An 18,722-nucleotide genomic window follows, 5' to 3' on the forward strand; every position below is an offset into this window, starting at 1 on the left:
ATATGCTTCTATAAACGAAGGAGGATGTATGTGGCTCAAGAATCTCTCGATCGGTGCAAAACTCATCATGTCGTTCCTGCTCGTCCTGCTGCTCACGGTCTTTTTGGGCATCTTCATGATCGGCAGGCTGAACCTGGTCCGCACCAGTGCCGAGGACGTGGCCCAAAAGCAGGTGCCGGGCATCCTCTCCGTAGCCCGCATCAGCGATCTCTTCGGCAGCCTCCGGCGGGGAGAGCTGCTGATGGTCGTCTCCAACAACCCGGAAGACATCGACAAATACATCAAACGCAACCAGGAAACCGCCGAAAAGCTCAGGAAGGAGCAGGCGGCCTATGAGAAGATGATCGACACCGACGAGGAACGCAAACTCTACGGCGAGTTCACCAAGGCGTTGCAACGGTACCTGGCCGAGACCCCCAAAGTAGCCGAAATGGCCCTGCAGAACAAGGATACCGAGGCCGGGGAACTGATCCGAGGGGCATCGAGCAAGTACTTCAACCAGGCGCTCAAGGCCCTGGACGCCACGGTGGAGAATCAGGCAAAACAGACCACGACGGAGAGCCGCGGCATGGCGGCCATCAGTTCCGCGGCTCGCACCTGGGTCATGATCGCCCTGGCGGTCTGCATCGCCATCGGCCTGCTGGAGGCGGTCATCCTGGCGCGCCTGTTCAGCGCCCCCCTGCGCAGCCTGGCCCGCAAGGCGGACCAGATCGCCTCCGGTGACCTGGGGGTCGAAATCGAATTGAACTCCCGGGACGAGATCGGCCAGTTGAGCGCCGCCTTCGGCGCCATGGTGAAAAACCTGCGGGAACTTATCGGCAAGGTCATGGAGACCGCGGCCCAGTTGTCGGCAGCCGCCGCCCAGGTCAGCGCTACGGCCGCGCAGATGTCCACCGGCACCGAGGAGGTCGCCGCCCAGGCCGCAACCGTCGCCACCGCCAGCGAAGAGATGGCGGCCACCTCCTCGGATATCGCCACCAACTGCCACATGGCCGCCGGGGGGGCTCAACAGGCCGCGGCCACGACGAACAGGGGGTTCGAGGTCGTCAAGAACACCGTGGACGGCATCCGCCAGCGGGGTGACGGCACCCGCGCCAACGCCGGGATCGTCGAGTCGCTGGGAGAGCGCTCGGACCAGATCGGGGCCATTGTGGCCACCATCGAGGACATCGCCGACCAGACCAACCTCCTGGCCTTGAACGCCGCCATCGAGGCGGCCCGGGCCGGCGAGCAGGGGCGGGGCTTCGCGGTGGTCGCCGACGAGGTGCGCGCCCTGGCGGAGCGTACGACCCGCGCCACCAAGGAGATCGGCGACATGATCAAGGCGATCCAGGGCCAGACCAGGGAGGCCATCGTCTCCATGGAGGAGGGGGTCAGGGGCACCGAGCGGGGAGCCGCCGAGGCCGCCCAGTTGGAAACGGCCCTGAACGAGATTCTGGAGCAGGTCAACGCCGTCACCATGCAGGTCAGCCAGATCGCCACGGCCGCCGAGGAGCAGACCGCCACGACCAGCGAGATCACCAACAATATCCACATGATCACCCAGGTGGTGCACGACACCTCCCGCGGCGCCCAGGAATCGGCCGCCGCCGCCGCGCAGATGGCACGGCAGGCGGAGCACCTCCAGGGCCTGGTACGGCAGTTCAGGCTGTGACCGCCGGCTTAGCCCCGGCGGGACCGCACATCCACGGAAACGGCAGCAAACAAGGCCCCCGGCAAACGCGCACCCGCGCTTGCCGGGGGTTTTTCGTTCGCCGTTCCCGAGCAGCCGCGGCGGCCGGAAGCGGTCAGGTCCGCTTGAAGATCTTTTCCAGTTCCCCCAGGGTGATGGTGTGGGATACCGGCCGGCCGTGGGGGCAGCTGGCGGCAAAGTCGGTTTCGTCCATGGCCCGCAGCAACTCAGTGATCTGACGGTGCTCCAGGGGATGGAAGCCGCGTACCACCGAATGACAGGCGATGCGGGCCAGCAGGTCGTCGATGGCGCCGTCGAAGGCAACGCTGGTCCCCAGTGCGGCAAGTTCGGCCAGGATGTCCCGCACCAGCTGCATGCCGTCCCGGCCCGTAGCCAGACGCGGCAGGGCGGCAACGATAACGGTGGTGCCGCCGAACGGCTCAAGATCGAAGCCGATCCGGGCGAGGTCCTCGCGGAAACGTCCCACCACGGCCGCCTCCCCAAAAGAAAGCTCCAGGGTCTCGGGAAAGAGCAACCGCTGCGACTCCACCCCGCCAGCCCGGAACTGCTGCCGCAGGCGTTGGTAGGCGACTCGTTCGCTGGCGGCATGCTGGTCGATGATCACCAGTTCGACGCCCGACTGGCACAGGAGATACTCCCCGTGGAACTGGCCGATGATCGCCAGTGCAGAGAAATAGCCTGCGGCTTCCGCCGACGCGGGCTCCGGCTGGAACGGTTCCACCGGTTCCCGGACCGAAACCGAAACGGTGGGGGCGGGAGGAGCAACGGCAGCGACCGGCACGGTACGCCTCCCCTCGCCGGAAGCGGGGGGGAGGGACGAACGCGACGGCTGCTCCACAAACCTGAGAGACGCCTGGGCCGCGGCGGCGATCCGCTCGCGATAGGCCTGACCGGTGGGAGGAGCGGCCTGTGCCGGGGGTGCCGGCTCCTGACGGTGCGCCAGCCAGGGGGAGCGGCGCAGCACCCCTTCCAGGGCCGCCTGGAGGGCGTCGTGCACAGCGGATTGGCGGCGGAAGCGCACCTCGTGCTTTGTAGGATGGACGTTGACGTCCACCTCGCCCGGGGGCAGTTCGATGAACAGGGCCAGGATCGGATAACGGCCACGGTCGATCACGCCCCGGTAGGCCTGCATGATGGCGTGCTGCACGACCTTGTCCCGCACGAACCGGCCGTTGATGTAGGTGAACATGGCCGAGGTGGTGGAGCGGACAGACTGGGGGCCGGAGATGAACCCGGTGACCGTGATGCCCCCCTCGGTGCCGGCGACCTCGTGGAGAGCGGCAGCGGCGTCCTTGCCCACGGCCTGGGCGATGCGCCGGCGCAGGTCGCTGCGTTGCACCCGCAGCATCTCCCGGTCGTCGCTGGTCAGCCGGAAGGCCACATCGGGACGGGAAACGGCCATGCGGGCCACCGTGTCCCCCACGTGTCCCGTCTCGGTCTCGGCGCTCCGCAGGAACTTGAGGCGTGCCGGGGTGTTGAAGAACAGCTGTTCCACGCTGATGACCGTGCCGGGGGCCATGCCGCAGGCCTTCACGTCCTTGACCCGCCCCCCTTCCACGATGATCTCGGTTCCCTCCAGGCTGCCGGCTTCGCGGGTCGCCAGCCGGAAACGGGAGACCGAGGCGATGGAGGGGAGCGCCTCGCCGCGGAATCCCAGGGTCAGGATGCCGTCCAGGTCGCTGTCGGTCCTGATCTTGCTGGTGGCGTGGCGTTCCAGGGAAAGCAGGGCGTCCTCCCGGGACATGCCGTGGCCGTTGTCCGTGATGCGGATCAGCCGTCTCCCCCCGGCGGCGACCTCCACCGAGATATCGCTTGCGCCGGCATCCAGGGAATTTTCAAGCAACTCCTTGATGACCGAGGAGGGCCGTTCGACCACTTCGCCGGCGGCGATCTTGTTGGTGATGGTTTCGGGAAGAATGGCGATGCGTTGGGACACGTGAAGACTCCGGGGAAGCGTTTTTCATTCGGGATTGCATAGGGTGGATACGTCAAGGCCCGTCCGCCCTGAAACGAGAGGGGGAACGGGCCTGAGGCCAGCGGACCGGCACGCGGCGGGACTACTTCTTGGTGCCGCCGAACAGGCTGCCGAAGTCATCTTCACGGGGCTTGCTGCCGCCCTTGTCGTCGCCGGCGGAACCAGGCGTGTCGTCCCAGGAAAAGTTTTCCAGATCGAACTCGTCGTTCGCGGCAGCGGGCTTGCCTGCCGGCGCGGCAGTGCTCTTGTGCGGGGTTGACTCCAGCAGGCTGGCGAAGGCGTCCTCTTCGGCCTTGGCCTGGGCCGATTTCTGCTCCTCGCCGAAGGAGAGGTCGCCAAACCCGGTCGCAAAGGAAGCGCCCGGCTCATCGTCGAAGCTGAAGGGGTCGTGGACGGCACCGCCTCCCTGGGACGACGCCTCCTCCCCCGCATCGCCCAGGTCAAAGGAGAAGATATCGGCGGTCATATCCGTATCCTCCGCCGAGTGATCGTCTGCGTGAGCCTCGTTCGCCATGGCCCGGGCCATATCCGTCCGGGCCGCGAGGGGCAACACCATGGCCTTGAGCCCGTAGGTCGCCTTGTAGCCGGTGAGATCATTGAGGCACTTGGGGCAATTATCATGGTACTCAAAGCTGTTGTATCCGCACTTGGGGCATTTCATCGGCGGCTCCTTGCGACCTGTAATTCTCGTTACTGAGTATCCCAAATATACTGTAAAATTGCGGTAATGGCAATAGCGGCGGTTTCGGTCCTCAGAATCCGGTCTCCCAGGGAAACCGGCAGATACCCCTGCTGGAGAAACTGCTGCACCTCAAGGGGGTCGAAGCCCCCCTCCGGCCCCACAGCCACGATGACTGAGGCGGGGCAGGCCCGGTCGGCAAGGGCCGCCTTCAGGCCCTGTTTCCGCTCCCCCTCCCACAGCAGCAGGCGGAGCTCCTGGGAGGTGGAGCCGGCCGCCTCGGCCGCCGACGGCGACCAGGAGACGCCGGGAATGGAGCGCCGGTTGCACTGGCGGGCCGCCTCGGCCGTTATCCGCCGCCAGCGTTCCAGCTTGGCGGCGATCTGTTCCTCGCGTACCCGGGCCACGGAACGCCGACCGCCGAACAGGCTGAAGTCGTGAGCCCCCAACTCCGTCCCCTTCTGGAGGATCAGATCGATTTTTTCCCCCTTGGGCAGGGCCTGGCAGATGGTGATCCGCGCCCCCCCCTCCCCGGCCGGGGCCGCCTGCCGGGGAGCCTCCACCCTGACGGCGACCCACTCCCGGGACACCTGGTCGATAACCCCCTGGTGCTCGTTGCCCGCCTCGTCCACCAGGGTCACGCCATCGCCGGTGCCGAGCCGCAGCACCCGCACCATGTGGTTGAAGAGATCGCCGTTAAAGGAGGCATACCCGTCCCGGATATTCCGGGACGATATCATGAAGCGCCGCTGGCTCATGCCGGTGCGGCATCCTTGCCGTAGAGCATCGCCACCCACTCCCCCTGGTGCGCCGTTTCCCGGTAGACCAGGGGCTGAGCCGCGAACCCGCTCCGCACAAAGGCCTCCTTCTCGGCCAGGATGCCGGAGAGGATCAGCACGCCGCCCTGGGCCAGCCGCTCCGAGAGTTGGGGGGCCAGCCGGACCAGTTCCTCGGCCAGGATGTTGGCCAGGATGACGTCGAAGGGCCCGGCCAGGGATTCCAGGGGGGCCGCGCTGCACTCGATCCGCTCCGCCAGGCCGTTGATCGCCAGATTTTCCCGCGCCACCGCCACCGCGTCCGGGTCGATGTCCACGGCGCAGATGCGGCCCGCGCCCAGGCGTGCCGCGGCCATGGCCAGAATGCCGGAACCGGTCCCCAGGTCCAGCACCGAGGGGGGAGTGGCGGCCGGGCGGTCCAGCAGGACCGTTTCCAACTGCTCCAGGCAGAGCCGGGTCGTCTCGTGCCCGCCGGTGCCGAAGGCCATGCCCGGGTCCAGACTGAGGACGATATCATCCGGCCCGGCCTCGACCTCCTCCCAGGACGGCACGATCAAAAGCCTCCGGCCGATACGGAGCGGTTTGAAGTTGACTTTCCAACTCGTGCTCCAATCCTCGCTTTTCACCGTCGTAACGGCAGGCTTTCCGATGGCTGCGCCGGGGTTGGCGGCGGCCAGGTCATCCAGAAAGGCCGAGATCTCGGCCAGGCGGGCAGCCATATCGTCGCCGGAGCTAAAATATGCCTTGACGGTCATAAGCGGACTGTGGGCTATCTCGGAAGGGGAAAAGGCATCCACATTCAGGTTTTCGACACAGACGCCGGCGCCCGAGACGCCGGCCAGGTATTCGGCCAGGATATCGGCAAGTTCGCTGGGCAGCTCGCAGGCCACCTCCAACCAGGTATCGTTCATATACAGTCAGTGACTCCTCGATTATTTTTACGTTATTTCGGAAAGTTAGCAGAACAGCCCGTCATTGGCAATATAAATCAGGCCGCCGTTCCGGACAATGAGACCTCCGGCCGGAGTACACACTGAATGCTTGACGGCGTATCGCGCATCACATAAACTGTACGGTCAGGCGTTGCATACCCCTTTCGGAAATAGGGAGCATTCATTCAGATGAATAACGTTGCCGCAATCATCCTTGCCGCAGGCAAGGGAACCCGTATGAAATCCGGCCTGGTAAAGGTCCTGCACCCGGCGGCCGGGAGGCCGATGATCGACTACCCGGTAACGGCGGCCCGGACGGCGGGAGCGACCCCGGTAGTGCTGGTGGTCGGGCACCAGGCCTCTGCGGTGCAGGAGCATTTCCGCGCCGCAGAGGATATCCGCTGCGTGATCCAGAAGGAACAACTCGGCACCGGGCACGCCGTGGCCTGCACCCGTGAGGCGCTGACCGGCTTCGACGGCACGGTGCTGATCCTGTGCGGAGACACCCCCTTGCTGCGGGCGGAGACCCTGGAAAACCTGATCGGATTCCACCGCGCCCAAAAAGCGGCGGTGACGGTCCTGACCGCCACGGTGAATGATCCCTATGGTTACGGCCGGATCGTGCGCGACGACAGCGGAGCGGTGCTGCGCATCGTCGAGCAGAAGGACGCCGCCCCGGAAGAGCAGGCCCTCCGCGAGATCAACAGCGGCATCTACTGCATGGATGCGGCCTTCCTGTTCGACAATATCGACAGTGTGGGGAGCGACAACGCCCAGCAGGAGTTCTACCTGACCGATCTGGTGGCCGTGGCCGTTCGCAGGGGAGCCGGCTGCCAGGCCCTGTGCTGCGACGACGCCGAGGAGATCATGGGGGTCAACGATCGCAGCCAGTTGGCCGAAGCGGGGCGCGTTCTGCGCCGACGCATCAACCGGGAGCTGATGCTCTCCGGCGTCACCATCATCGATCCCGACCAGACCTACATCGACGATGGTGTCGCCATCGGCAGCGACACCATCGTCCACCCCAACTGCCAGATCAGCGGCACAACGGCCATAGGCTCCGGCTGCGTGATCGAAAACGGCGTCACCATCTCCAACTGCCGCATCGCCGGCAACTGCCATATCAAGGCGGGATCGGTCCTGGAGGATTCGGAACTGCACGAGGCGGTGGCCGTGGGCCCCATGGCGCACCTGCGTCCCGGAACGCTGCTCCACGCCCACGTCAAGATCGGCAATTTCGTGGAGACCAAGAAGGTCGTCATGGGTGAGGGCTCCAAGGCGTCCCACCTGACCTACCTGGGTGATGCCGAGATCGGCCGCGACGTCAATATCGGCTGCGGCACCATCACCTGCAACTACGACGGGGTCAACAAGCACCGCACGGTCATCGGGGACCAGGTGTTCATCGGCAGCGACGTCCAGCTCGTGGCCCCGGTCACCGTGGGGCGCAACGCCCTGGTGGCGGCCGGGACGACCGTCACCATCGACGTGCCGCCCGACTCGCTGGCGATCTCCCGCGTACCCCAGGTGAACAAGGATGGCTGGCGACTGAAGAAAAAATAGTCCCCACAAGGTTCCACGGGTGACGAAGAGAGAGCGCATGACGGGATCGCCTTACACTATAAAGGCCGGAAGCACCATCCTCATCATTGAGGACGACATCGCTTTTGCCGAACTGACATCGGACACCCTCCAGGAACACGGTTTCAAGGCCATTGGGGCGACCAGCGGCCAGGAAGCCATGGAACTGCTCTCCGCCACGATCCCTTCCCTGATCATCCTCGACTATTCCCTCCCCGACATGACCGGGGTCGCCATCCTGGAGCAGATCGCCGACCGCGGACTTTCCGTCCCGTTCATCATGGTCACCGGCCGGGACGACGCCCTCCTGGCGGTCCAGATGATGAAGACCGGCGCCTGCGACTACCTGTTGAAAGACACCAGTTTTCTGGACCGCCTGCCGGCGACGGTCCTGCGAACCCTCCATGACGCCGAAACCCGCGAACGGCTGCACCGCGCCGAAGAGTCCCTGCGCCAGAGCGAGACCCGCCTGGCACGGGCCCAGAAGATTGCCCGCATGGGAAGCTGGGAATGGAATCCCCTGACCGGGGAAACGTACTGGTCCGACGAGTTGTACCGCATCTTCGGGTTCACCCCCGGCGAGCCCCGCCACGTGGAGTTGGAGTGGTTCATCAACCTCATCAACGAGGCGGACCGTCCGGCCTTCAAGAAGGCCATCACCAACGCCGCCCGGCAGTGCCAGTCGTTCAGCCTGATCTACCGCATCAAAGCGCGCACCGGCGACGAACTGGTCGTCAACAGCCAGGCCGAGGTGGAATGCGACAGCGAAGGCAGGGCCCAGCTCGTCTCCGGTACGACCCTCGACATCACGGCCCGCATCAGGGCCGAGAACGAGATCCAGCAGCTGATCAACTACGACACCCTGACCAGCCTTCCCAACCGCACCCTGCTCAACGACCGCCTCAGGCACGCCATCGCCCAGGCGGCACGGGATCGCCAGATGGCCGGCGTGCTGTTCCTGGACCTGGACCGCTTCAAGGGGATCAACGAGACCCTCGGCCACCGGGCCGGCGACAAGCTGCTCAAGACCATCGCCAAACGCCTCAAGGCCTGCGTCCGGGAGACCGATACCCTGGCCCGCATCGGCGGCGACGAATTCGCCGTCGTCCTGATGGGCGTCTCCAACGAAGAGGTCATCACCGCCATTACCAAGAAGATTCTGGGGCTGATCTCCGAGCCGATCTACATCAACGGCCACGAGATCTACACCACCGGCAGCATCGGCATCGCCGTCTACCCCATGGACGGGGAGGACGGCCCCACCCTGCTCAAGCATGCCGACCAGGCCATGTACCAGGCCAAGGAGCGGGACGGCAACAACTTCCAGTTTTTCTCCAGCGAAATGAACATCAAGGTGCTGGAGCGGATGATGCTGGAGAACTCCCTGCGCAAGGCGCTGGAACGCGAGGACCTCTTCCTGCTGTACCAGCCCCAGGTGGATACCCGCACCGGGGAGCTCACGGGGCTGGAGGCGCTTCTGCGCTGGAGACACCCCGACCTGGGGGTGATCCTCCCGGACAAATTCATCTATCTGGCGGAAGAAACCGGCCTGATCATCCCCATCGGGGAATGGGTCCTGCGAACCGCCTGTTTCCAGGCAAAGGCATGGCAACAGCAGGGCTTCCCGCCGGTTCGCATGGCGGTCAACCTGTCGGCCAAGCAGTTCGCCCAGAAGGACCTGAGCGGGACCATCGCCGCCATCCTGTTGGAAAGCGGACTCGACCCCGGCTGGCTGGAACTGGAGATCACCGAAAGCACCATCATGAAGGACCCGGACACCAACACCCGCATGCTGCACAAGCTCAAGGACATGGGCATCAGCCTGGCCATCGACGATTTCGGCACCGGCTATTCGTCCCTCTCCTATTTGAAGCACTTCCCCATCAGCCGGCTCAAGATCGACCGCACGTTCGTGCGGGACATCGCCATCAACCCGGACGACGCCGCCATCGTGGAGATCATCATCTCCATGGCCCACACCCTCAAGCTCAGCGTCACGGCAGAGGGGGTGGAAACGCGCCCCCTGATGGAGTTCCTCGCCTCCCGCAACTGCGTCGAGATGCAGGGCTACCTGTTCTCCCGGCCGGTCAAGGCCGAAGAAATCACCACTATCCTCGAAAACGGACTGAAATACTGACCCATGGCACACTCCAGCATAATCGTCAAAGGCGCCTGCGAGCACAACCTCAAGTGTATCGATGTTGAAATCCCGCGGGACGAGTTAGTCGTCATCACCGGCATCTCCGGCTCGGGCAAATCCACCCTGGCCTTCGACACCATCTACGCCGAGGGGCAGCGCCGCTATGTGGAATCCCTCTCGGCCTACGCCCGCCAGTTCCTGGAACAGATGGAAAAACCGGACGTGGAGTCCATCGAAGGGCTCTCCCCGGCCATCTCCATCGAACAGAAGACCACGAGCAAGAACCCCCGCTCCACCGTGGGCACGGTCACGGAGATCTACGACTACCTGCGCCTGCTGTTCGCCCGGGTCGGCCATCCCCACTGCACCTCCTGCGGCAGGGAGATCACCTCCCAGACCGTCTCCCAGATGGTGGACCAGATCATGGCGCTGCCCGCCGGTGCCAAGTTGACCCTGCTGGCCCCCATGATCCGGGGCCGCAAGGGGGAGTACAAGAAGGAACTCAACCAGTTGCGCAAGGAGGGCTTCACCCGGGTCGTCATCGACGGAACCTTGCGGGAGTTGGCCGACGAGATCGAGCTGGACAAGAAGAAAAAACACGACATCGACATCGTCATCGACCGCATCGTGGTCAAGGAGGGGGTCCAGCGCCGCCTGGCCGACTCCCTGGAGACCGCCCTGCACCATGCCGAAGGGGTGGTGAAGGTGGAGACCGTCCTGCCGGCCACGGATGAACCGGACGAGGAGGGGGGCAGGAGACCTCCCAAGCCGGTTACCCATATCTTCTCCGAAAAGCTGGCCTGCGTGGAGTGCGGCATCTCCTACCAGGAGGTCACACCGCGGCTCTTCTCCTTCAACAACCCCCACGGCGCCTGCCCGGACTGCACCGGCCTGGGTACCCGCATGTACTTCGATGCCGAACTGGTGATTCCCAATCAGGAACTGTCCCTGCGGGAAGGGGCCATCGCCCCGTGGGAAAAACGGCTCTCGGGCTGGTTCCACCTGATCCTGGAGGCGTTGGCCAAGGCCTACAAATTCGACATCCGCACCCCCTTCAAGGATCTGCCCCACCAGGTTCGGGACGTGATCCTGAACGGTTCCGGGGGCAAGAAGATCGAGTTCTGGTGGGAAGAGGACGGCGGACGGCGCCATACCTACCAGAAGGAGTTCGAGGGGGTGCTGAACAACCTGGAACGGCGCTGGCGCGAGACCGAATCGGACGCATCCCGGGAAGAGATGGAAAAGTACATGAACGTCATGCCGTGCCCCACCTGCCAGGGGGCGCGCCTGCGCCCCGAGGCGCTGCATGTGCTGGTGGGGGGGCGCACCATCCGCGACGTCACCGCTTTCTCCATCCGTGACTGCCTGGCCTTTTTCGAGGGTTTGGAACTCACCGACAAGGAGAAGGAGATCGCCCGGCGCATCCTCAAGGAGATCCGCGAGCGCCTGTCGTTCCTGGTGAACGTAGGGCTGGACTACCTCTCCCTGGACCGCACCTCCGGCACCCTCTCCGGCGGCGAAGGGCAGCGCATCCGCCTGGCCACCCAGATCGGCTCGTCTCTGGTGGGGGTACTCTACATCCTGGACGAGCCCTCCATTGGCCTCCACCAGCGGGACAATGCACGCCTGCTGGACACCCTCAGGCATCTGCGCGACCTGGGCAACACCGTCCTGGTGGTGGAACACGACGAAGAGACCATTCTGGAGGCCGACTATCTGATCGACATGGGGCCGGGGGCCGGGGTCCACGGCGGCGAGGTGGTGGCCCAGGGCACACCTGCCGAGGTCATGAAGAATCCGGAATCCCTCACCGGCAGATACCTGTCCGGGGAGTTGTCCATCCCGGTGCCGAAGAAGCGCCGCAAGGGGACCAAGCACTTAAAGATCATCGGCGCCTCCGAAAACAACCTGAAGAACGTGGATGCGGAGATTCCCCTGGGCATCATGACCTGCGTGACCGGCGTTTCGGGCTCGGGGAAATCGACCCTGGTGATCGACACCCTGTACAAGGTGCTGAGCCAAAGGCTCTACCGCAGCCGGGAGAAGGCCGGCGCCGTGAGGGACATCCGCGGCCTGGAGCATCTGGACAAGGTCATCAATATCGACCAGTCCCCGATCGGCCGCACCCCGCGCAGCAACCCGGCCACCTATACCGGCGTGTTCGGCGATATCCGCGACCTGTTTTCCAACCTGCCCGAATCCAAGCTGCGCGGCTACAAGCCGGGGCGCTACTCCTTCAACGTCAAGGGGGGACGCTGCGAGGCCTGTTCCGGGGACGGCATCATCAAGATCGAGATGCACTTCCTGCCGGACGTGTACGTGGAGTGCGAGGTCTGCAAGGGGGCGCGCTACAACCGGGAGACCCTGGAGGTGCTCTACAAGGGCAAGTCCATCGCCCAAGTGCTGGACATGACCGTTTCCCAGTCCCTGGAGTTCATGGGCGCCATCCCGCGCATCAAGAACAAGCTCAAGACCCTGGAAGAGGTGGGCCTGGGCTACATCAAACTGGGACAATCCGCCACCACCCTCTCGGGAGGCGAGGCCCAGCGGGTCAAGCTGGCCAAGGAACTTTCCCGCCGCGCCACCGGCCGCACCATCTACATCCTGGACGAACCGACCACCGGCCTGCACTTCGAGGATATCCGCAAGCTCCTGGAAGTGATCCAGCGCCTGGTGGACGCCGGCAACACCATCGTCATCATCGAGCACAATCTTGACGTGATCAAGACCGCCGACCACATCATCGATCTGGGCCCCGAGGGGGGCGACCGGGGGGGCGAGATCATCGCCAGCGGCACCCCGGAGCAGGTGGCCAAGGTCAGCAAATCATACACCGGCCAGTACCTGCGCAAGATGCTGTAGCAGGTTGTTGAAAAACAGCCATCGGGCCTTCGTACTCGAAAACTCCTTTGTGACTTCGGCCTGCGGCCTCACCCTTCGGGCGCCTTCGCGGTCCAATTTCACAAGTGAAATTGTGCGGCGTAGCGCTGCTACGCCTCCGCGGGGCTTTCTGCGGGTGCGACGATCTGACTATTTTTGAACAACCTGAATTTTTCAATGCTAACCGTTGCGGCGTCGTTCACCGTTTATCGTGGACATAGTTGGCGTCAACATCCATGACAAATAACCACACCATGATGACCTCTGCCTCTGAACAGACGCCCTTCCGTATCGGCATCGACCTGGGAGGCACCAAGACCGAGGCGCTGCTCCTTGCCCCCGACGGTACGGTCCTGTTCCGGGAGCGCCGGGGCACGCCCCTTGACCGGGGCTATCCCGCCGTAGTGGCAACCGTAACCACGGCCATTCGGGAAGCCATGGCCCTTGTTCCGGCCGGGGCGCCCTGCACCGTGGGGATCGGCATCCCCGGCTCCAGTGACGAGCGGACCGGCCTGGTGCGCAACGCCAACTCCACCTGCCTCATCGGCAGGCCCCTGCAGGGGGACCTGGAACGGCAACTGGACCGGGCCGTGGCCCTGTGCAACGATGCCGACTGTTTCACCCTGGCCGAGTGCTGTCAGGGGGCGGGGCAAGGATACGGGCTGGTATTCGGGGTGATCATGGGGACCGGCTGCGGGGGCGGGATCTGCATCGACGGACGGGTACGCCAAGGGCCTCACCGCATCGCCGGGGAATGGGGGCACCTGTCGGTGGACCCGGCCGGGACGGCGTGCTACTGCGGCAACCGGGGGTGCGTGGAGACGAAGATCAGCGGCTCCGGGGTCGAGGCGGCCTTTGCACGGGAGTACGGCGAACGCTTGACCATGGAGCGGATCGTGGCAGGCGCCCGGGAGGGGGAGCCCCGCTGCCGCGCCGCCTTCGACCGGTTCCTGGACGACTTCGGCCGCTGCCTGGGGGGACTGATCTCGATCCTCGACCCGGATGCCGTGGTTCTGGGGGGCGGCTTGTCCAACATCGTCGAGCTGTACACCACCGGCATCGAGCGGGTACGGCACTATGCCTTCCACGACCACCTGGCCACCCCGATTCTGAAGAACCGCCTGGGCGACTCGGCCGGCGTCTTCGGCGCCGCCTGGATCGGAATCTGAGCTTACACCGGATAAAACCTCTGAAACGGCCTTTATCCGCCTCAGGTTACGGCGGCTACCGACTCGAACCGTTTCCCGGTTCACCCGCCTCGCCCCCGGACGACAGCATCACGATATCGACTCGACGGTTTTTGGCCCGGCCTTCCGCAGCCCCATTGTCGGCCACGGAACGGTATTCGCCGTACCCCGCCGCCGACATCACGGCCGGATCGAAGCCGTAGGAATCGACCAACTTCTGGAGAACATTAGTGGCGCGCATCGTTGAAAGCTCCCAATTGGAACGGAACTGGCCGGTGTGGATCGGTACGTTATCCGTATGTCCCTCGATCCGATAGGGATTGGCATAATGGGACAGGGATTGGGCGATCACGCTGAAAAGCTCCTCAGATCCCGCCTTGATCCGGGCGCTGCCCGAATCGAAGAACCCCGCCTCCTTGAGACTTACCACCAGCCCCCGGCGGGTGATATCGATGCTCACCTTCCCCCTATTGCCGCTCTTCGTCAGGTAGGCATCCAGGGATGCCTTGATCGTTCCAAAATCCTTCTCCATCGCATAGGCGCGCTGCTTCCCCTGGGCTTGGCGCTGCTGCACCGGCAAGCTTTGGGGTTTGATGCTCGGAACAATGCTGATATTCCCAGACTCGATCACCACCGGCTTTGCCCCGAGGGACGCTTTGGAGTACCCGAAGGACTCCCGCAGCGACTCCGCCACCTCTTCAACCTTCTTCTTATCGGCCAGGGACATGGCGTACAGGACCACGAAGACCGCTAAGAGCAGCGTCAGCAGATCGCCGTATGAGACCAGCCAGCGTTCATGATTCGGGTGCTTTTCCGGTTCCCGCTTCAATGCCATGACAAAAATTCCTCGCAGCGTAATTAGGAGTGAACGTTCACTCCTAATTACGGTAAAAAAATAAATACTCTATTACTACTGCCGGATCGCATCCCAACAGGTGGTGACCACCGTTTCGATAAGTTGGTCGTCCAAAGGAACAAAGCCCAGGAGATGCTCTCGTGCAACGGTGAATAACGGCCCGAACAGCAGGGAAAAGAGCATCATCAGGGGAAGATTCTTTACAACCTGCTGTGCCGTTCCGTCCTGAAAGAGGACCATAAAGACATCGCGATACTCTGTACGCTCCAAAAGCCGTTCCCTGCGGAATGCGCCACCGTAGGGCGAGATGTGAAACTGTTCGAAATAATGGAATTCCGCCGGATTGCGTATGAAGTAGGAGAGCACTCCGACTCCGAGATGGAGGAAGCGCTCCCTGACGGGACGTTCGGACCGGTACCCCTCCAGGATATGAGCCATGAGCCGTTCTTCTATCTCCAGGTAAATCTCGTTGATCAGTACATCCTTGTTCGCAAAATAGCGGTAGATGGTCCCGGCCCCCACATTGGCCCTGGCTGCGATCACGGCTATGGGGGCGTCATGGAAACCAAACTCGGCGATGAGTTCCATCGTCGCACGCACTATCTCGTCACGCTTTTCCGATTTTGCCATGGGGTGCCTTTTTACGGAATGAATGTTCCGTTTTCAGTTAATTACAATTAACCGACACTGTCAAGGCGTTTTTATCTGCCAATAAACATATACCGTGTCCACGGAACAGGATAAAAGAGGTATAATTACACTTAAGAAATAAGCAACCGAATCCGGAGAAAGGACCTGGACAGATGAAACGACCATTACAACTGGCAATGATCGGGCTCGCGATGGCGTTCGTACTGGCCCCGGCCGCTGTTGTGGCGGCAGGTTCAGCCCCAGTTTTGGAAAAGGCCACCTTTGCCGGCGGCTGTTTCTGGTGCATGGAACACCCCTTCGACGAACTGCCCGGGGTGATCTCAGTGACCTCCGGCTATACGGGCGGCCAGACCAGAAACCCGACCTACGCAGAGGTCTCCGCCGGCGGCACCGGCCATGCCGAATCGGTGCAGATCGTCTACGACCCGTCCCGGATCGGCTACGACAGGCTGCTCACGGTCTACTGGCACAATATCGACCCCACCGTGAAGGACCGCCAGTTCTGCGACAACGGACACCAGTACCGTAGTGCCATCTTCTACCACAACGAGCAGCAGCGCCGGCTGGCCCAACAATCGAAAGAGGCCTTGGCACGGAGCAAGCCCTTCCGGGAGGCGATCGTGACCGAGATCACTCCGGCCGGTCCCTTCTATCCGGCGGAGGAGTACCACCAGCACTACTACAAAAAAAATCCGATCCGTTACAAATTCTATCGTACCAGTTGCGGCCGCGACAAACGACTCAAAGAGCTGTGGGGCGGCGCGGCGGGGCATTGAGCATGCGGCCCTGCCCCACGGCACGGGAGGTATCCCATGAAACGGCATCACATCCTTCCGGCCGCCGTCATTATCTGTTCGGTGGCCGGCGCATGCAGCAACGGCAACGGCACGCCAACGGCCACGACGGCTGGCCAAAGCGCCCAAACCGCTTCGCCGGGCTCGGCGAGCCGCGTCCGGCTCTACTCCGTGGCCCGGAAAGGGTATATCATGAGCGACAAGGTCACCAAGAGCGAGGCAGAGTGGCGCAAGCTCCTCACCCCGGAGCAGTACCGCGTCACCCGGGAACAGGGGACCGAGCGGGCCTACACCGGCGCCACCTGGAACAACCACGAGAAGGGGATTTACCGCTGCGTCTGCTGCGGCAACGATCTCTACAGCTCGGACACCAAGTATGAATCCGGCACCGGCTGGCCCAGCTTCTGGCAGCCGGTCGCCCCGGAAAACGTGACCCTGCGGCCGGACAACGGCTTCTTCATGAAACGCACCGAGGTGGTGTGCAGCCGCTGCGAGGCGCACCTGGGGCATGTCTTCGACGACGGCCCCCAGCCGACCGGGCTGCGCTACTGCATGAACTCGGCAGCCATGCAGTTCGTCAAAACGCCGTGAGCGGAGCACCGGCCATAGCGCCCGACACCCCGGAGAACCGGGAGTTGCGGGATAATGTTCACCCCAGCGACTGGGCCCTCCCCCAGCCGGCAGGATGCTACAACCTGGTGGTGATCGGCGCCGGGACCGCAGGCTTGGTCTGCGCCGCCGGGGCGGCCGGTCTGGGCGCCAGGGTGGCCCTGGTGGAGCGGCACCTCATGGGGGGCGACTGCCTCAACTACGGCTGCGTCCCGTCCAAGGGACTTATCCGCGCGGCGCGGGCCCTGTTCGACGCGCGCAACGGCGATGAATTCGGCATCAGGGGGGGCGCGGGGGTCGGCTGCGACTTCGGCGCGGCCATGGAGCGGATGCGGCGGCTGCGCAGTTCCTTGAGCCGCCACGATTCGGCCCGACGGTTCCGCGACGAACTGGGGGTCGACGTTTTCCTAGGCGAGGCCCGTTTCACCGCCCGCGACCGGGTAGCGGTGGACGGCCGGGAGATATCTTTCAGGAAGGCCGCCATCTGCACCGGCGGGCGGGCGGCAGCGCCGCCGATCCCGGGTTTGGCCGAGGCCGGCTACCTGACCAGCGAAACCGTATTCTCCCTGACCGAACTGCCACGCCGCCTGGCGGTGATCGGCGCCGGGCCCATCGGCTGCGAACTGGCCCAGGCGTTCTCCCGCTTCGGCAGCCGGGTGACGCTGATCGAAGCGGCGCCCGGGATCATGGGGCGCGAGGACCGGGACGCTGCCGACATCCTGCGGAAGGTCCTGATGCGTGAAGGGATCGACCTGCTGACGGGAACAACGGTCCGGGCCGCGGCACAGCGGGGCAGCGACAAGGTACTGCGCCTGGAACGGGACGGTGCGGCAACCGAGGTTACGGCGGACGCCATCCTGGTGGGGGTCGGCCGGGCTGCCAACACGGAGGGACTGGGACTGGAGGCGGCCGGTGTCGCCTACGGACCGGGAGGGGTAACGATCAGCGACACCCTGCAAACCTCCAATCCCCGCATCTATGCCGCCGGCGACTGCTGTTTCCCCTTCAAGTTCACCCACACCGCCGATGCCCTGGCCCGCATCCTGATCGCCAACGCCCTCTTCATGGGGCGGCAGAAGGCATCCGGCCTGGTCATCCCGTGGTGCACCTACACCGACCCGGAGATCGCCCATGTGGGGTTGTATGAACGGGATGCGCGGGAGCGGGGCATCCCGGCCTCTACCCTGACCGTGCCCCTGACAGAGGTGGACCGGGCCGTGCTGGACGGCGAGACCGAGGGTTTCGCCCGGGTCCACCTGCGCGCCGGCACCGACAGGATCATCGGCGCCACCATCGTGGCCCGCCACGCCGGGGAGATGATCAACGAATTCTCCCTGGCCATCACAAGCGGCCTCGGCCTGGGGACCATCGCCCGGACCATCCACCCCTACCCGACCCAGGCCGAGGCGATCAAAAAGCTGGCCGACGCCCATAACCGCACCCGCCTGACGCCGTTCCTCAAAAGGATGCTCGGCGCCTGGCTGCGCTGGCAGCGGGGCGGGAGTTGCGACGCCGGCAAAGGAGGTAGGAAACCATGAAAACAACACTTGCGGCGGGACTGGAACACACCTTCAGCTATCGCGTGCCGCGGGAGAAGACCGTCCCTTTCCTGTACCCCGAGTCGGACCTGTTCCGTGACATGCCCGAGGTCTTTGCCACCGGCTTCATGGTCGGCTTCATGGAATGGGCCTGCATGGAGGCCCTGCGTCCCTATCTGGACGAAGGGGAGCGGACCCTGGGCACCATGATCAACATCACCCACCAGGCGGCCACTCCTCCCGGCATGGAGGTGACGGCGCGGGTCCGCTGCATCGAGGTGGACGGGAAACGCACGGTGTGGGAGATCGAGGCCCGGGACGAGGCGGATGTCATCGGCAGGGGAACCCATGAGCGCGTAACGGTCAATCTGGACAGATTCAGCGCCCGGGTGGCGGCAAAAGGCAAGGCGGCAAAGGGCTGAAGGAGTACG

The 18,722-nt window shown here is 64.1% G+C and carries 15 protein-coding genes; 9 read left to right on the plus strand and 6 right to left on the minus strand.

Going from position 1 to position 18,722, the window contains the following annotated elements:
* Positions 1–28: 28 nt before the first annotated feature.
* Positions 29–1,654: a methyl-accepting chemotaxis protein gene (locus F6V30_RS01010; protein WP_151154675.1), complete on the plus strand. Its 1,626-nt coding sequence runs from the start codon at positions 29–31 to the stop codon at positions 1,652–1,654.
* A 133-nt stretch (positions 1,655–1,787) separates the two neighbouring features.
* On the opposite strand, the gene mutL is transcribed toward F6V30_RS01010, so the two are convergent.
* From mutL to prmA, 4 genes are all read right to left on the minus strand, one after another.
* Positions 1,788–3,629, minus strand: a complete 1,842-nt coding sequence (gene mutL / locus F6V30_RS01015; protein WP_151154676.1) for a DNA mismatch repair endonuclease MutL — start codon at positions 3,627–3,629, stop codon at positions 1,788–1,790.
* Positions 3,630–3,750: 121 nt separating this feature from the next.
* A complete protein-coding gene (locus F6V30_RS01020; RefSeq protein ID WP_151154677.1) occupies positions 3,751–4,329 on the minus strand; it encodes a hypothetical protein in 579 nt (192 codons plus the stop codon).
* 29 nt (positions 4,330–4,358) lie between these two features.
* Positions 4,359–5,105 carry a 16S rRNA (uracil(1498)-N(3))-methyltransferase gene (locus F6V30_RS01025; RefSeq protein WP_151154678.1) on the minus strand — a complete coding sequence of 249 codons (747 nt, stop codon included), beginning with the start codon at positions 5,103–5,105 and terminating at the stop codon, positions 4,359–4,361.
* The gene (prmA, locus tag F6V30_RS01030) at positions 5,102–6,034 is read right to left on the minus strand and encodes a 50S ribosomal protein L11 methyltransferase (RefSeq protein ID WP_151154679.1); all 933 of its coding nucleotides are present in this window, start codon (positions 6,032–6,034) and stop codon (positions 5,102–5,104) included. The genes F6V30_RS01025 and prmA overlap by 4 nt, the downstream gene beginning before the upstream one ends.
* A gap of 210 nt (positions 6,035–6,244) precedes the next feature.
* On the opposite strand from prmA, the gene glmU reads away from it, so the two are divergent.
* The 4 genes from glmU (at position 6,245) to F6V30_RS01050 (ending at position 13,825) form a co-directional block, all read left to right on the plus strand.
* Complete coding sequence (gene glmU, locus F6V30_RS01035; RefSeq protein WP_151154680.1) at positions 6,245–7,618, plus strand: bifunctional UDP-N-acetylglucosamine diphosphorylase/glucosamine-1-phosphate N-acetyltransferase GlmU; 1,374 nt, start codon at positions 6,245–6,247, stop codon at positions 7,616–7,618.
* A 37-nt stretch (positions 7,619–7,655) separates the two neighbouring features.
* The gene (locus F6V30_RS01040) at positions 7,656–9,773 is read left to right on the plus strand and encodes a putative bifunctional diguanylate cyclase/phosphodiesterase (protein WP_151154681.1); all 2,118 of its coding nucleotides are present in this window, start codon (positions 7,656–7,658) and stop codon (positions 9,771–9,773) included.
* 3 nt (positions 9,774–9,776) lie between these two features.
* Positions 9,777–12,638 carry an excinuclease ABC subunit UvrA gene (gene uvrA, locus F6V30_RS01045; protein ID WP_151154682.1) on the plus strand — a complete coding sequence of 954 codons (2,862 nt, stop codon included), beginning with the start codon at positions 9,777–9,779 and terminating at the stop codon, positions 12,636–12,638.
* A gap of 254 nt (positions 12,639–12,892) precedes the next feature.
* Entirely contained in the window at positions 12,893–13,825 is a 933-nt protein-coding gene (locus F6V30_RS01050; RefSeq protein ID WP_246163116.1) for an ROK family protein, read from the plus strand.
* Positions 13,826–13,880: 55 nt separating this feature from the next.
* Here the strand turns inward: F6V30_RS01050 and F6V30_RS01055 are convergent, their stop codons facing one another.
* Together F6V30_RS01055 and F6V30_RS01060 are read right to left on the minus strand one after the other, a co-directional pair.
* A complete protein-coding gene (locus F6V30_RS01055; RefSeq protein WP_151154683.1) occupies positions 13,881–14,678 on the minus strand; it encodes a flagellar motor protein MotB in 798 nt (265 codons plus the stop codon).
* A 75-nt stretch (positions 14,679–14,753) separates the two neighbouring features.
* Positions 14,754–15,329 carry a TetR/AcrR family transcriptional regulator gene (locus tag F6V30_RS01060; protein WP_151154684.1) on the minus strand — a complete coding sequence of 192 codons (576 nt, stop codon included), beginning with the start codon at positions 15,327–15,329 and terminating at the stop codon, positions 14,754–14,756.
* Positions 15,330–15,541: 212 nt separating this feature from the next.
* Here F6V30_RS01060 and msrA point away from each other — a divergent pair, with 212 nt between their 5' ends.
* From msrA to F6V30_RS01080, 4 genes are read left to right on the plus strand one after another with little or no spacing between them, the layout of a single operon-like run.
* A complete protein-coding gene (gene msrA, locus F6V30_RS01065; RefSeq protein ID WP_338042761.1) occupies positions 15,542–16,126 on the plus strand; it encodes a peptide-methionine (S)-S-oxide reductase MsrA in 585 nt (194 codons plus the stop codon).
* 36 nt (positions 16,127–16,162) lie between these two features.
* Entirely contained in the window at positions 16,163–16,735 is a 573-nt protein-coding gene (gene msrB, locus F6V30_RS01070) for a peptide-methionine (R)-S-oxide reductase MsrB (RefSeq protein WP_218043297.1), read from the plus strand.
* Positions 16,732–18,291 (plus strand): mercuric reductase, encoded by a 1,560-nt coding sequence (locus tag F6V30_RS01075; protein WP_151154686.1) that lies wholly within the window; start codon positions 16,732–16,734, stop codon positions 18,289–18,291. The genes msrB and F6V30_RS01075 overlap by 4 nt, the downstream gene beginning before the upstream one ends.
* On the plus strand, positions 18,288–18,713 hold the full coding sequence (locus F6V30_RS01080; protein ID WP_151154687.1) for a thioesterase family protein: 426 nt from the start codon (positions 18,288–18,290) through the stop codon (positions 18,711–18,713). Before F6V30_RS01075 ends, F6V30_RS01080 begins: the two co-directional genes overlap by 4 nt.
* Positions 18,714–18,722 lie beyond the last annotated feature (9 nt).

The organism is Oryzomonas sagensis, assembly GCF_008802355.1.
Classification (GTDB): Bacteria; Desulfobacterota; Desulfuromonadia; order Geobacterales; family Pseudopelobacteraceae; genus Oryzomonas; species Oryzomonas sagensis.

Coding starts and splice junctions, on each gene's coding strand:
- F6V30_RS01020 (WP_151154677.1), bottom strand. CDS start 4,329: ATGAAATGCCCCAAGTGCGGATACAACAGCTTTGAGTACCATGATAAT.
- prmA (WP_151154679.1), bottom strand. CDS start 6,034: ATGAACGATACCTGGTTGGAGGTGGCCTGCGAGCTGCCCAGCGAACTT.
- uvrA (WP_151154682.1), top strand. CDS start 9,777: ATGGCACACTCCAGCATAATCGTCAAAGGCGCCTGCGAGCACAACCTC.
- glmU (WP_151154680.1), top strand. CDS start 6,245: ATGAATAACGTTGCCGCAATCATCCTTGCCGCAGGCAAGGGAACCCGT.
- F6V30_RS01040 (WP_151154681.1), top strand. CDS start 7,656: ATGACGGGATCGCCTTACACTATAAAGGCCGGAAGCACCATCCTCATC.
- F6V30_RS01010 (WP_151154675.1), top strand. CDS start 29: ATGTGGCTCAAGAATCTCTCGATCGGTGCAAAACTCATCATGTCGTTC.
- F6V30_RS01080 (WP_151154687.1), top strand. CDS start 18,288: ATGAAAACAACACTTGCGGCGGGACTGGAACACACCTTCAGCTATCGC.
- F6V30_RS01050 (WP_246163116.1), top strand. CDS start 12,893: ATGACAAATAACCACACCATGATGACCTCTGCCTCTGAACAGACGCCC.
- F6V30_RS01055 (WP_151154683.1), bottom strand. CDS start 14,678: ATGGCATTGAAGCGGGAACCGGAAAAGCACCCGAATCATGAACGCTGG.
- msrB (WP_218043297.1), top strand. CDS start 16,163: ATGAAACGGCATCACATCCTTCCGGCCGCCGTCATTATCTGTTCGGTG.
- msrA (WP_338042761.1), top strand. CDS start 15,542: ATGGCGTTCGTACTGGCCCCGGCCGCTGTTGTGGCGGCAGGTTCAGCC.
- F6V30_RS01060 (WP_151154684.1), bottom strand. CDS start 15,329: ATGGCAAAATCGGAAAAGCGTGACGAGATAGTGCGTGCGACGATGGAA.
- F6V30_RS01025 (WP_151154678.1), bottom strand. CDS start 5,105: ATGAGCCAGCGGCGCTTCATGATATCGTCCCGGAATATCCGGGACGGG.